The 12,686-nt window shown below is 65.2% G+C and carries 13 protein-coding genes and 1 tRNA gene; 9 read left to right on the top strand and 5 right to left on the bottom strand.

Going from position 1 to position 12,686, the window contains the following annotated elements; translation table 11 throughout:
* Positions 1-26: 26 nt before the first annotated feature.
* Together mutY and mutM are read right to left on the bottom strand one after the other, a co-directional pair.
* On the bottom strand, positions 27-1,148 hold the full coding sequence (gene mutY / locus BO1_RS25545; RefSeq protein WP_084688190.1) for an A/G-specific adenine glycosylase: 1,122 nt from the start codon (positions 1,146-1,148) through the stop codon (positions 27-29).
* A 22-nt stretch (positions 1,149-1,170) separates the two neighbouring features.
* Positions 1,171-2,001, bottom strand: a complete 831-nt coding sequence (mutM, locus tag BO1_RS25550) for a bifunctional DNA-formamidopyrimidine glycosylase/DNA-(apurinic or apyrimidinic site) lyase (protein WP_028219975.1) — start codon at positions 1,999-2,001, stop codon at positions 1,171-1,173.
* Between the two features lie 131 nt (positions 2,002-2,132).
* Here mutM and BO1_RS25555 point away from each other — a divergent pair, with 131 nt between their 5' ends.
* The 8 genes from BO1_RS25555 (at position 2,133) to hisC (ending at position 9,481) form a co-directional block, all read left to right on the top strand.
* Positions 2,133-4,004, top strand: a complete 1,872-nt coding sequence (locus BO1_RS25555) for a tetratricopeptide repeat protein (RefSeq protein WP_028219976.1) — start codon at positions 2,133-2,135, stop codon at positions 4,002-4,004.
* Positions 4,004-4,687, top strand: a complete 684-nt coding sequence (gene lolB, locus BO1_RS25560; RefSeq protein WP_084688191.1) for a lipoprotein insertase outer membrane protein LolB — start codon at positions 4,004-4,006, stop codon at positions 4,685-4,687. Before BO1_RS25555 ends, lolB begins: the two co-directional genes overlap by 1 nt.
* A gap of 61 nt (positions 4,688-4,748) precedes the next feature.
* Positions 4,749-5,642, top strand: coding sequence for a 4-(cytidine 5'-diphospho)-2-C-methyl-D-erythritol kinase (gene ispE / locus BO1_RS25565; protein ID WP_028219978.1), 894 nt, complete (start codon positions 4,749-4,751; stop codon positions 5,640-5,642).
* Positions 5,643-5,692: 50 nt separating this feature from the next.
* Positions 5,693-5,769: transfer RNA gene (locus BO1_RS25570), tRNA-Gln, on the top strand.
* Between the two features lie 64 nt (positions 5,770-5,833).
* A complete protein-coding gene (locus BO1_RS25575) occupies positions 5,834-6,790 on the top strand; it encodes a ribose-phosphate pyrophosphokinase (RefSeq protein ID WP_028219979.1) in 957 nt (318 codons plus the stop codon).
* 171 nt (positions 6,791-6,961) lie between these two features.
* The gene (locus BO1_RS25580) at positions 6,962-7,567 is read left to right on the top strand and encodes a 50S ribosomal protein L25/general stress protein Ctc (protein WP_028219980.1); all 606 of its coding nucleotides are present in this window, start codon (positions 6,962-6,964) and stop codon (positions 7,565-7,567) included.
* Between the two features lie 168 nt (positions 7,568-7,735).
* Positions 7,736-8,338 (top strand): aminoacyl-tRNA hydrolase, encoded by a 603-nt coding sequence (pth, locus tag BO1_RS25585; protein WP_028219981.1) that lies wholly within the window; start codon positions 7,736-7,738, stop codon positions 8,336-8,338.
* Positions 8,339-8,401: 63 nt separating this feature from the next.
* On the top strand, positions 8,402-9,481 hold the full coding sequence (gene hisC, locus BO1_RS25590) for a histidinol-phosphate transaminase (RefSeq protein WP_028219982.1): 1,080 nt from the start codon (positions 8,402-8,404) through the stop codon (positions 9,479-9,481).
* A gap of 80 nt (positions 9,482-9,561) precedes the next feature.
* Here hisC and BO1_RS25595 read toward each other — a convergent pair whose 3' ends face one another.
* The 3 genes from BO1_RS25595 to rsmD all read right to left on the bottom strand — a co-directional run bounded on the left by BO1_RS25595 (position 9,562) and on the right by rsmD (position 11,215).
* Positions 9,562-9,819, bottom strand: a complete 258-nt coding sequence (locus BO1_RS25595) for a YfhL family 4Fe-4S dicluster ferredoxin (RefSeq protein ID WP_028219983.1) — start codon at positions 9,817-9,819, stop codon at positions 9,562-9,564.
* A gap of 140 nt (positions 9,820-9,959) precedes the next feature.
* Positions 9,960-10,454: a pantetheine-phosphate adenylyltransferase gene (gene coaD / locus BO1_RS25600; protein WP_028219984.1), complete on the bottom strand. Its 495-nt coding sequence runs from the start codon at positions 10,452-10,454 to the stop codon at positions 9,960-9,962.
* Between the two features lie 110 nt (positions 10,455-10,564).
* Positions 10,565-11,215 carry a 16S rRNA (guanine(966)-N(2))-methyltransferase RsmD gene (rsmD, locus tag BO1_RS25605; RefSeq protein ID WP_028219985.1) on the bottom strand — a complete coding sequence of 217 codons (651 nt, stop codon included), beginning with the start codon at positions 11,213-11,215 and terminating at the stop codon, positions 10,565-10,567.
* 281 nt (positions 11,216-11,496) lie between these two features.
* Here rsmD and ftsY point away from each other — a divergent pair, with 281 nt between their 5' ends.
* Positions 11,497-12,624: a signal recognition particle-docking protein FtsY gene (gene ftsY, locus BO1_RS25610; RefSeq protein ID WP_028219986.1), complete on the top strand. Its 1,128-nt coding sequence runs from the start codon at positions 11,497-11,499 to the stop codon at positions 12,622-12,624.
* Positions 12,625-12,686 lie beyond the last annotated feature (62 nt).

The raw sequence follows: 12,686 nt of genomic DNA on the forward strand, positions 1-12,686 counted from the left end.
CCGCGCTCAGCGCCCGCGTTTTTGCCTCAAATTAAGGAGCCGCGCAGGCTATCGAGCAGCTTGCGTACCGGCGCAGGCACACCATAGGCGTCGATCTCGCGCAGCGCGACCCACACGGTTTCCCCCTCGTTCGCCATGAGCGCGGCGCCCTTCTGCTCGATCTCGACCACGCGAGGCTCGATGTCGAGCTTGAAGTGCGTGAACGTGTGCGTGAGTGGCGCGAGCGGCGAGGCCTTCGCTGTCGCGCCGAACATCTGCGCGCGCTCGGCCAGCGCCGCTTCGCCGGCCGCTTCGGGCAGGCTCCACAGGCCACCCCAGATACCCGTGGGCGGGCGCTTCTCGAGCATCACCGCATCGCCGTCGAGCAGCACGAGCATCCACGTGCGGCGCGTGGGCACCGCCTTCTTCGGACGCGCGGCGGGCAGCTGGCGCTGACGGCCCGTCGTCTTCGCCACGCAATCGTCCGCGAAGGGGCAGCGCTCGCAATCGGGCTTGCCGCGCGTGCACAGCGTCGCGCCGAGATCCATCAGGCCCTGCGTGTAGGCGCTCACGTCCGCGTCGCTGGCATCGGCGCCCGGCACAAGCGACTCGGCGAGCGTCCACATCGCGTTCTCCACGCGCTTCTCGCCAGGAAAGCCTTCCACGCCGAACACGCGCGCAAGCACGCGCTTCACATTGCCGTCGAGGATCGTCGCGCGCGCGCCGAACGCGAACGAGGCGATCGCCGCCGCCGTCGAGCGGCCGATGCCGGGCAAATCGGCGAGCCCTTCGACCGTCGAAGGAAACTGGCCGCCGTGCTCCTCGGCCACCACCTGCGCGCATCGATACAGATTGCGCGCACGCGAGTAGTAGCCGAGGCCGGCCCAGAGCGCCATCACATCGTCGATGGGCGCGGCGGCAAGCGCCTCCACAGTGGGAAAGCGTTCGAGAAATCGCGCGTAATACGGAATCACCGTGGAAACCTGCGTCTGCTGCAGCATGATTTCCGAGAGCCAGATGCGATAGGGGTCGCGCGTGTTCTGCCATGGCAGATCGTGGCGGCCATGCTCGCGCTGCCATGCAATCAGGCGCGGCGCGAAGCTCGCGAGCAGGTCGTCGGGATAAGTGCCCGGCGCGAGTTTTTCAGTTGAAGCGGATGAAAGATACATGGAAGAGGGAAGAGCTTGCCAATCAGCGCTGACAGCGCGGACAGAAATAAGTGGACCGCTGGCCCTGCACGATCTGCTTGATCGGCGTGCCACATACGCGGCAGGGCTGGCCCGCGCGGTCATAAACGAAATATTCGAGCTGAAAGTAGCCGCTTTCGCCGTTGCTGCCGACGAAGTCGCGCAATGTGCTGCCGCCCTTCTCGATCGCCGAGGCCAGCACGGCGCGCACGGCGTCCGCGAGCAATTCATAGCGCGCGAGCGAGACGCGGCCCGCGGCCGTAGTCGGCCGGATGCCCGCGCGAAAAAGACTTTCCGACGCGTAGATATTGCCCACGCCCACCACGATGTCGCCGGCGAGCAGCGCCTGCTTGACGGAAACCTTGCGGCCGCGCGTCTCGCGAAACAGCAGTGCGCCCGAGAACGCGCTCGTGAACGGCTCGATGCCGAGATTCGCAAGCAGCGGATGGCCGAGCACGTCGCCCGCCTCGCGCGGATGCCAGAGCACGGCGCCAAAGCGGCGCGGATCGCGAAAACGCAGCGTGAAGTCGTCGAAGAGCCAGTCGACGTGATCGTGCTTCTCCGCCGCGGGCGGCCTTGGAAGATTACGTAACACGCGCAGCGTGCCGGTCATGCCAAGATGGACGATGAACCATCCCTCATCGACCTCGAAAAGCAGATACTTGCCTCGTCGGCCCACGGAACGGATCGTGCGGCCACGCAGCGTGCGTGCGAGCGTGGCCGGCACGGGCCAGCGCAGGGCCGGATTGCGAACATCGACGCGCTCGACACGGCGGCCCGCGACCCATGGCTCGATGCCCCTGCGGGTAACTTCAACTTCTGGCAGCTCTGGCATGTCTAAGGGCTTGTGAGGTTGTGCTGAAAGGTTCCGGCGAGCGTAGCAGGGCTGGTCTGCAACTTGCGTCATCGTTGTGCGCGTATTGTATCCAGCGCGTTACAATCGACCGAAACATTCGACGGAATTCCATGGAACTGTCTTTCGTAAAGCTGTTTGCGAAGCGCTCGCCGCAAGAGTCGAAAGCGGCAGCCCCGCGTCTGCGCGCAGCGTCGCCGCTGCGCGTGTTCGGACCCCGGCGCCTGATCGCGGCGGCGGTGCTCGCGGCGTGGGCGCTGACCACGTCGAGCGCGTATGCACAGGATGAGGCCCCCGACACGGACGACACTTCCGTCACCATGCCGGATGCATTCGGTCCCGCCTCGCCCGACGAGATGAAGGACCTGCCGAGCGTACCGCTCACGAGCCAGATCGTCTTCCAGGTGCTCGCCGCCGAAATCGCACTCCAGCGTGACCAGCCGGCGCCGGCCTATCAGACCTATCTCGCGCTCGCGCGCGACACGCACGACCCGCGCATGGCGCAGCGCGCGACGGAAATCGCCCTCGCCGCGCAAAGCCCCACCGACGCGCTCGCCGCCGTGCAGCTCTGGCAACAGTACGCGCCCGATTCCGAGCGCGCTGCGCAGCTCGACGCCTCGCTGCTCGTGCTCGCCGGCAAGCCTGCCGACGCGCAGCCGCTGCTCGCGCGCGAGCTGGCCCGCGTGCCGGCCGACAGCCGAGGCCAGGCGCTGCTCTCGCTGCAACTGCTGCTCTCGCGCGGCCCGAATCGCGCGGGTGGCCTCGACACGCTCAAGGCGCTGCTCAAGGACGACATGAACCGCCCCGAGGCGCAACTCGCCATCGGCCGCCAGGAACTGCTTGTCGACGACGTGCCCGCCGCACGCAAGTCGTTCGAGCAGGCGCTCACGATCAAGCCCGACTACCTGCCCGCCGCGCTGATGCTCGCGCAGATGGGGCCGGAGGAGCGCCAGGAAGGCATCGCGTCGATCGAAAAGTATGTTCAGCAGAATCCGAAGTCGCGCGAAGGACGTCTTGCGCTTGCGCAGACCTACCTCGCCGCCGACCGGCTCGACGACGCGAAAAAGCAGTTCGAAATCCTGCACAAGGCCAACTCGACCGACTTGATGCCGCTGATGGCGCTTTCGCTCATCGACGTGCAGCAGAAGAAGTACGACGAGGCCAGGCAGTATCTGATTCAGTACTCGCAGGTGGCCGAGAAAACGCCGGGCGCGGATCCGGGCCAGGGCTACATTTATCTCGCGCAGCTCGCCGCCGAGCAGAAGGACAATGCGCAAGCGCAGCAGTGGCTCGACAAGATCCAGCCCAACAGCCAGCAATACGTGCCCGCGCAAATCACGCGCGCGCAGATGCTCGACAAGGAGGGCAAGGTCGACGACGCACGCCGTCAGCTCGCGAGCATCCAGGCCGACGACCCGCGCGACCAGGCGCTGATCGCGCGCACGGACGCCGCCATCCTGTTCGACGCGAAGCGCTATCCGGAGGCAGAGGCGCGCCTGGCCAAGGCCACCGCCGACTTCCCGGACGACCCGGATCTCACCTATGACTACGCCATGGCCGCCGAAAAGAACGGCCATTACGACATCATGGAAGCGCAGCTGCGCCAGTTGATCAAATCGCAGCCGGACAACCCGCAGGCCTACAACGCGCTCGGCTACTCGCTCGCGGACCGCAACCTGCGCCTGCAGGAAGCGGACAAGCTCGTCGAAAAAGCTTCGGCGCTCGCGCCGGACGACGCGTTCATCATGGACAGCGTGGGCTGGGTGAAGTACCGCATGGGCGACAACGCCGACGCCATCAAGCTGCTGCGCCGGGCCTACGATCTGCAGCCGAACGCCGAGATCGGCGCGCACCTCGGCGAGGTGCTGTGGAAGAACGGCGACCAGGCCGGCGCGCTCCAGGCCTGGCGCGAGGCGCGCAAGCTCGAACCCGATAACGACACACTCCTGAAGACGCTCAAGCGCTTCCAGGTCAACGATCTCTGATGGCTGAACTTCCTCTGCATCACCGCCCTGCCGCCACTGCCGCCGTATTTGCGCGATCCGTCTCGAGCCGGATCGCCGGCCGATCGGTCCGGCGGCCGGTGCTGGGCGTGGCGGCAGCCGCGCTGCTCGCTCTCGCGGGCTGCGCGACGCAACTGCCGCACGAACCGTCCACCGCACGCGCCACGACTTCGCTCACCACGCAAACGAGCCGCGCCTACCATGGCCGCTTCGCCGTTCAGTACAACGACCAGAACGGCCAGCAGCGCAATGCCTACGGCAATTTCGACTGGCGCGAAACCGACTCGACCGTGACGCTGCAACTGCTCAATCCGCTTGGGCAGACGCTGGCCGTGGTCACGTCGTCGCCGGCCGAGGCCATGCTCGAGCTGCCGAACAAGCAGCCGCTCACCGCCGACAACGTCAGCACGCTGATGCAGCAGGCGCTCGGTTTCGCGTTGCCCGTGGAGGGCTTGCGCTACTGGCTGCAGCCATCGGTTGCACCCACGTCGCGCGCGCATACCACGCCCGATCCGAAAGATCCGCAGCGTCTCGCGCAGATCCAGCAAGACGGCTGGACCATCGACTATCTCGCTTACGCAGACGCACCCGCCACCGGCGTCAAGCGCGTGAACCTCACACGCGAAGATCCGCCGCTCCAGATCAAGCTCGTGCTCGACCAGTAAAGGAATCGCGCCTGGGCGGCGGCAGGCGCGATGCGCTTGCCGCCGCAGGGCGCCCAGTATCATGACCGAAACTCAGGACTCGCTGCGCGACTGCCTCGCGCCCGCGAAACTCAATCTTTTCCTGCACATCACCGGCCGTCGGCCCAATGGCTATCACGACCTGCAGACCGTGTTCCAGTTGCTCGACTGGGGTGACACGCTGCATTTCACGCGCCGCCTCGACGGCCGCATCACGCGCACGACGGAAGTCGACGGCGTCCCTGCCGAACACGACCTCACCGTGCGCGCCGCAACGTTGCTCAAGCAACATACCGGCACGAGCGAGGGTGTCGAGATCGACATCGAAAAGCGTCTGCCGATGGGCGCGGGTCTTGGCGGCGGCAGCTCCGATGCGGCCACCACGCTGCTCGCCCTCAATCGCCTGTGGAAGCTGAACGTGCCGCGCGAGGAACTGCAGGCGCTCGCGCTCAAACTCGGCGCCGACGTGCCGTTCTTCGTGTTCGGAAAAAATGCGTTCGCGGAGGGTGTTGGAGAGGCGCTGGAGGCTGTACAATTGCCCCCGCGTCATTTTTTGGTGGTGACGCCGCGGGTTCATGTTCCTACTGCTGAAATTTTTTCAGAAAAGTCGTTGACAAGGGACACAAAGACCTGCACAATAGCAGTCTTTCTTGCACAGCAAGCAACGCAGAACGGATGGCCAGACAGCTTCGGCCACAACGATATGCAAGCGGTTGTCGCAGGAAAATACGCGGAAGTAGCGCAGGTGCTCGAATGGTTTGGGAATATCTCAAGCAGCATCGCACCAGCGCGGATGACCGGGTCGGGCGCAAGTGTTTTTGCAGCGTTCGCCAGTCGGGCTGAAGCAGAAGCGGCGCAAGCGCAGCTTCCGGCAGACTGGAGAAGCGCAGTCGCATCGAGCCTGGACAAGCATCCACTCTTCGCTTTCGCGGCATAGTTTTGCGTGACTGATCGCTCTGCCGGTCAGTCAGGCTCGAAGTTGAGTGTAGGGGAGTCGCCAAGTTGGTTAAGGCACCGGATTTTGATTCCGGCATGCGAGGGTTCGAGTCCTTCCTCCCCTGCCAAAAATTCTAAAGCAGTTCGCCCAAGTAGTTCCTCTCGCCCCCCCAAGTCCGCAGCAGGTGCATGATGAGCAGCCATGACGGCCTGATGGTTTTTACTGGCAACGCCAATCCCGCGCTTGCACAGGAAGTCGTCAAGATCCTCGGTATCCCCCTCGGTAAGGCTATGGTTAGCCGCTTCTCCGACGGTGAGATCCAGGTCGAAATCCAGGAAAACGTGCGCGGCAAGGACGTCTTCGTCCTGCAGTCGACCTGCGCGCCGACCAACGACAACCTGATGGAACTGATGATCATGGTCGATGCGCTCAAGCGCGCATCCGCTGGCCGGATCACCGCAGCCATCCCCTACTTCGGCTATGCCCGTCAAGACCGCCGCCCCCGTTCGGCGCGCGTCGCCATCTCGGCGAAGGTCGTGGCGAACATGCTGGAAATCGCGGGCGTCGAGCGGATCATTACGATGGATCTGCACGCTGACCAGATCCAGGGTTTCTTCGATATTCCCGTCGACAACATCTACGCAACGCCCGTGCTGCTCGGCGATCTGCGCAAGCAGAACTACGAGAACCTGCTGGTCGTTTCGCCGGACGTCGGCGGCGTGGTGCGCGCCCGTGCGCTCGCCAAGCAACTGAACTGCGATCTCGCGATCATCGACAAGCGCCGTCCGAAGGCGAACGTCGCCGAAGTGATGAACATCATCGGTGAAGTCGAAGGCCGCACCTGCGTGATCATGGACGACATGGTCGACACCGCCGGCACGCTCTGCAAGGCAGCGCAAGTGCTCAAGGAACGCGGCGCGAAGAAGGTGTTCGCTTACGCCACGCACCCGGTTCTTTCGGGTGGCGCAGGCGAGCGCATCGCGGCATCGTCGCTCGACGAGCTGGTCGTGACCGACACGATTCCGCTGGGCGCCGAAGCGCGTTCGTGCGCGAAGATCCGTTCGCTCACGAGCGCGGGTCTGCTGGCAGAAACGTTCTCGCGTATCCGTCGCGGCGACTCGGTGATGTCGCTGTTCGCGGAAAGCTAAAGCAATTCGCGCCAAAGCGCGGCATTCGCAAGGGTGCCGCGCTTTGGTGTAATCGGCGCAGACGGACGAAGGTTTGCGCCGTACCGTTGGGGCCTTTCGGCTGCAATAATGCCTGAACGGCCCCGTTTTACTGACTGCCTGGTCGCGGGCAGTGCAATAACTGAGAACACCATGAAAGTCATCGCTTTCGAACGCAATCTGCAAGGTACGGGTGCGAGCCGCCGCCTGCGCAATGCTGGCAAGACGCCGGGCATCGTCTACGGTTTCGGCGCTGAGCCGCAACTGGTCGAGCTCGACCACAATGCGCTGTGGCACGCCCTGAAGAAGGAAGCCTTCCACTCGTCGATCCTCGACCTCGAAGTGGCCGGCAAGTCGCAGCAAGTTCTGCTGCGCGACGTGCAATACCACCCGTTCCGTCAGCTCGTGCTGCACGTGGACTTCCAGCGTGTCGATCCGAACAAGAAGATCCACACGAAGGTGCCCCTGCACTTCATGAACCAGGAAACCAACCCGGCCGTCAAGCTGGGTGGCGCGATCATCTCGCACGTCCTCTCCGAAATCGAAGTGGTGTGCCTGCCGGGCGCGCTGCCGGAATTCCTCGAAGTCGACCTCGCGAAGATCGAAGCTGGCCAGTCGCTGCACGCCAAGGACATCACGCTGCCTGCAGGCGTGACGCTGGTCCCGCACGTTGAAGCCGAAAACCCGGTGGTCGCGTCGGCACCCGTGCCGGCTGGCGCCCAGGCGGCTGCTGAAGGCGAAGCGCCGGCTGCTGAATAAGCGCCGCGGCTTTATAGCCTGCTTTACAGCAAATAAGCTGATCCTCTCGATCCGTTTCAAAGAAACGGACGACGTGACCCGCCGCGGTTCGCCCCGGCGGGTTTTTTTTCGCAGTTTTTTCGTACACTTGGCGGTTGCTTCAACGAATTCTGCAGGCGGAACACCACAATGATCAGGTTGATCGTCGGGCTCGGCAATCCGGGCGCCGAATACACGGCAACGCGCCATAACGCGGGCTTCTGGCTCGTGGACCAGCTCGCGCGCGAAGCCGGCACGACGCTGCGCGACGAGCGGCGCTTCCACGGCCACTATGCGAAGGCGCGCCTCTACGGCGAGGAAGTGCATCTGCTCGAGCCGCAGACTTATATGAACCGCTCGGGGCAGTCGGTCGTCGCGCTCGCGAATTTCTTCAAGATCCTGCCCGACGAGATCCTCGTCGCGCACGACGAGCTCGACCTGCCGCCCGGCACCGTCAAGCTCAAGCTCGGCGGCGGCAGCGGCGGCCACAACGGCCTGAAGGACATTTCCGCGCATCTGTCGACGCAGCAATACTGGCGCCTGCGCATCGGCATCGGCCATCCGCGCGACCTGATTCCCGAAGGCGCGCGCGCGGGTGCCAAGCCCGATGTCGCGAACTTCGTGCTCAAGCCGCCGCGCCGCGAAGAGCAGGACGTGATCGACGCGTCGATCGAACGCGCGCTCGCCGTCTTGCCCACCTTCGTGAAGGGCGAGGCCGAGCGCGCCGTCATGCAGCTGCATCGCAACGGGTGATCTTCGCGCGCGTACGTCGCGTGCATTGTCAGCAGGCCCCATGAAGCATTGAAGGAGAGCGTCTTGAGTCGTTACTGGAGTGACATCGTCCACCGCCTCGTGCCTTACGTGCCGGGCGAGCAGCCCGCGCTCGCGAAGCCGGTGAAGCTCAACACCAACGAGAACCCGTACCCGCCCTCCCCGCGCGTGCTCGAAGCGATCCGCGCCGAGCTCGGCGAGACGGCCGAGTCGCTGCGCCGCTATCCGGACCCGGTCGCGAGGCGCCTGCGCGCCGCGGTGGCCGCGCACCACGGCATCCGCGCGGACCAGGTGTTCGTGGGCAACGGCTCCGACGAAGTGCTCGCGCACGCATTCCAGGCGCTGCTCAAGCACGACAAGCCGATCCTCTTTCCCGATATCACGTACAGCTTCTATCCGACGTACGCGCGTCTTTACGACGTCGAGTACCGCACGGTGCCGCTCGACGCGCAGTTCGCGATTCGCGTCGACGACTATCTGCCGGCGAATGGCGCGACGAACGGCGGCGTGATCTTCCCGAATCCCAACGCGCCCACCGGCCACGCGCTGCCGCTCGCGGAAGTCGAGCGCCTCGTGGCGGCGAACGCCGACTCGGTGGTGATCGTGGATGAGGCCTATGTGGATTTCGGCGCGCAATCGGCGATCGCGCTGATCGACCGCTACCCGAACCTGCTGGTGGTGCACACGACGTCGAAATCGCGCTCGCTTGCTGGCATGCGCGTGGGCTTCGCGTTCGGCCACGCCGATCTGATCGACGCGCTCAACCGCGTGAAGGACAGCTTCAACTCGTATCCGCTCGACCGCCTCGCACAAGCCGCGGCGACGGCGGCCTACGAGGATGCCGAGTGGCTGGAAAGCACGCGCAGACACGTCATGGAGAGCCGTGAGCGCCTGACGGCCTCGCTCGAAGCGCTGGGCTTCGAGGTCGTGCCCTCGGCGGCCAATTTCGTGTTCGCGAAGCATCCCGCGCACGACGCCGCGCAACTCGCCGCGAAGCTGCGCGAGAAAGAGATCTTCGTGCGCCACTTCAACGCGCCACGCGTGAGCCAGCACCTGCGCATCTCGATCGGCACCGACGACGAATGCGCTACGCTGGTCGCAGCCCTGAAGGTCATCGTCGGCTAAAAGCCGCGCATCAAACAAAAAACGCGCCTCATCGAGGCGCGTTTTTTTATTTCCGCATGGGCGCGAGGCCTGCCTGCGCTTCAAGCGTTCTTCGCCGCCACAAGCGCGCGATACTTCTCCATCAACTGCTCGTGCGACTCCACATGTTCCGGATTTTTCGGAATGCACTCGACCGGGCAGACCTGGATGCACTGCGGCTCGTCGAAGTGGCCGACGCATTCGGTGCACTTCTTCGGGTCGATCACGTAGATTTCGGGGCCCATCGAAATTGCATCGTTCGGGCACTCGGGCTCGCAGACGTCGCAATTGATGCACTCGTCGGTAATCATCAGGGCCATACTACTCTCACGTTTCCCTTCAAAAACAAGCCATTATAGCGCCGCGGCCCGCGCCTTGCCGGGCCTTCGGAGCTTGTGACCGCTGCGCTTCAGAAAGGGAAGAAAGCCGCGCCGCGCGGCGCACGCCGCTCGAACCTGGCTCAGGCCGGCCCGCCGAGCGCGGCCACCTTGTCCTGCAGCCGCTTCTCCACCGAAGGAAACACGAACTTGCTGACATCGCCGCCCAACTGGGCGATTTCGCGCACGATCGTGCCCGAAATGAACTGGTATTGATCCGACGGCGTCATGAACATCGTCTCGACGTCGGGCAGCAGGTAGCGGTTCATGCCCGCCATCTGAAACTCGTATTCGAAGTCCGACACGGCGCGCAGGCCGCGCACGATCACGCGCGCGTTGTTGTTGCGCACGAAATCCTTGAGCAGGCCCTTGAAGCTCATCACCTGAACGTTCGGATAGTGGCCGAGCACCTCGTGCGCAATCTCGAGCCGTTCCTCGAGGGAGAAGAACGGCTTCTTGTTGCGGCTGTCGGCGACACCGACCACCAGCGTGTCGAAAATGCTCGACGCGCGCCGCACGAGATCTTCGTGACCGCGCGTGAGCGGATCGAACGTACCGGGGTACACGGCGACTACCATGAGGCTTCTCCTCTCAACAGAAATGGGGCGCAATGTGCGGCTCGTGCGCCGCATGCGCGAGTGCCTGCGTGGCGCCTGAAGCCGCCCGCCGCTTCTTTATCGAACGCGCATTATTCCTCATTTTCGCGCTGCAGCAAATGATAGCGAACCGCCCCCGCCTTGCCCTCGCGCACCACGCTCCAGCCCGCCAGCGCGGGCTGCGTCGCGGGAGCCACGACCTCGCCCGACTCCACGTAGAGCCAGCCGTCGGCTGCGACGAGCGGCGCGGCCAGCTCGAGCGAGCGCGCGAGCAGCGCGGCATCGCCGAACGGCGGATCGAGGAACACGACGTCGAACGAGCGTGGCGCGAGACTGGCGGCGAGGCGCAGCGCATCGGCTTCGGCAACCTCGATCATGCGCGCGCCAAGGCGCGCCTGGTTCGCGCGCAGCTGGGCGGCGGCGCGCGCATTGCGCTCGACCATCACCACGCGTGCAGCGCCACGCGACGCCGCTTCGAAGCCGAGCGCGCCACTGCCCGCGAACAGGTCGAGACAGCGCAGGCCGTCGAGGCGCTGGCCGAGCCAGTTGAAGAGCGTCTCGCGCACGCGGTCGGGCGTGGGCCGCAGGCCCTCGAGATCGAGCACCGGCAGCGGCGTGCGCTTCCAGTCGCCGCCAATGATGCGGATCGTGTGCGGGCCGCCGGCACGGCCGGACGGCGAGCCGGATTGGGCACCACGAACTGCGCGGGCGCCTTGCGGGCGCGGGGAGGATGAACGGGGCATGCGTTTTTTTCTGAGTGAATCGGTACTGTTGCGCACCGGCGCTCGCCGCCCGGACGGCGGCAGGCACGGCACGACTTGCCGCGCGCGCAAGCGCCGCGCTGGCCAATGCGCGAACGTTACCACAGGGTTGCGCAGGCGCTGGGATGGATACCGCACGCCTGCCCCGACGACGCGCCCGGAGGCGCCTGATAAAATGACGTGTTTTCCACGCGTTGCCCGCTTGAGCTACGTCCATGACCGTCCCTCGGTCAGACCGCGGCGCGTTTTCCTCACACCAGACCATGTTCAGTTTCTTTAAACGACTCCGGGGCTCGAAGGGCGCCGGGAACGAGGCGGCCGAAACGGACTCGCAGGCTGCGCCCGACGAAGCGGCCGCAGATGTCCCGTCCTCCGTTTCCGCGCCCGCTGCGCACATTCCGGCTGCGGTGAGCGCCGCCGCGCCACAGGCCGTGGAGAGCGAGCTCGAAACCGTCGAAATCGTCCCGCCGCCCGCGCCCGACGCCAACGCGAAGAAGTCGTGGCTCTCGCGCCTGAAGTCGGGGCTTTCGAAGACGAGCTCGAACATTCAGAGCATCTTCGTCAACGCGAAGATCGACGACGACCTCTACGAGGAGCTCGAAACCGCGCTACTGATGTCCGACGCGGGCGTCGACGCCACCGAGTACCTGCTGGAAACGCTGCGCCAGAAGGTGCGCGCTGAGCGCCTGACCGACGCCCAGCAAGTGAAGGACGCGCTGCGCCAGTTGCTCATCGACCTGCTCGAGCCGCTCGAAAAATCGCTCATGCTGGGCCGCGCGCAGCCGCTCGTGATGATGATCGCGGGCGTGAACGGCGCGGGCAAGACCACGAGCATCGGCAAGCTCGCCAAGCATCTGCAGAGCTTCGACCAGAGCGTGCTGCTGGCCGCCGGCGACACCTTCCGTGCGGCCGCGCGCGAGCAGCTCACGATCTGGGGCGAGCGCAACAACGTGACGGTCGTGCAGCAGGAAAGCGGCGACCCGGCCGCCGTGATCTTCGACGCGGTGAGCGCGGCGCGCGCGCGCGGCATCAACGTGGTGATGGCCGACACGGCCGGCCGCTTGCCCACGCAGCTGCACCTCATGGATGAGCTGAAGAAGGTCAAGCGCGTGATCGGCAAGGCGCTCGACGGCGCGCCGCACGAAGTGCTGCTCGTGATCGACGCGAATACGGGGCAGAACGCCCTCACCCAGGTGAAGGTGTTCGACGACGCGCTCGGCCTGACCGGCCTCATCGTCACGAAGCTCGACGGCACCGCGAAGGGCGGCATTCTCGCAGCCATCGCGCGCCAGCGCCCGATTCCGGTGTATTTCATCGGCGTGGGCGAGAAGGTCGAGGACCTGCAGCCGTTCGTGGCCGAAGAGTTCGCGGACGCGCTGCTCGGGAACTGATCCCGCTCCCAGGCGCAAAACAAAATGGCGTCGTTCGCGAGAACGACGCCATTTTTTTCATG

It is taken from the genome of Paraburkholderia oxyphila NBRC 105797 (assembly GCF_000685075.1).
GTDB classification, from domain to species: domain Bacteria; phylum Pseudomonadota; class Gammaproteobacteria; order Burkholderiales; family Burkholderiaceae; genus Paraburkholderia; species Paraburkholderia oxyphila.

Coding starts and splice junctions, on each gene's coding strand:
- mutY (WP_084688190.1), bottom strand. CDS start 1,148: ATGTATCTTTCATCCGCTTCAACTGAAAAACTCGCGCCGGGCACTTAT.
- mutM (WP_028219975.1), bottom strand. CDS start 2,001: ATGCCAGAGCTGCCAGAAGTTGAAGTTACCCGCAGGGGCATCGAGCCA.
- BO1_RS25555 (WP_028219976.1), top strand. CDS start 2,133: ATGGAACTGTCTTTCGTAAAGCTGTTTGCGAAGCGCTCGCCGCAAGAG.
- lolB (WP_084688191.1), top strand. CDS start 4,004: ATGGCTGAACTTCCTCTGCATCACCGCCCTGCCGCCACTGCCGCCGTA.
- ispE (WP_028219978.1), top strand. CDS start 4,749: ATGACCGAAACTCAGGACTCGCTGCGCGACTGCCTCGCGCCCGCGAAA.
- BO1_RS25575 (WP_028219979.1), top strand. CDS start 5,834: ATGAGCAGCCATGACGGCCTGATGGTTTTTACTGGCAACGCCAATCCC.
- BO1_RS25580 (WP_028219980.1), top strand. CDS start 6,962: ATGAAAGTCATCGCTTTCGAACGCAATCTGCAAGGTACGGGTGCGAGC.
- pth (WP_028219981.1), top strand. CDS start 7,736: ATGATCAGGTTGATCGTCGGGCTCGGCAATCCGGGCGCCGAATACACG.
- BO1_RS25595 (WP_028219983.1), bottom strand. CDS start 9,819: ATGGCCCTGATGATTACCGACGAGTGCATCAATTGCGACGTCTGCGAG.
- coaD (WP_028219984.1), bottom strand. CDS start 10,454: ATGGTAGTCGCCGTGTACCCCGGTACGTTCGATCCGCTCACGCGCGGT.
- rsmD (WP_028219985.1), bottom strand. CDS start 11,215: ATGCCCCGTTCATCCTCCCCGCGCCCGCAAGGCGCCCGCGCAGTTCGT.
- ftsY (WP_028219986.1), top strand. CDS start 11,497: ATGTTCAGTTTCTTTAAACGACTCCGGGGCTCGAAGGGCGCCGGGAAC.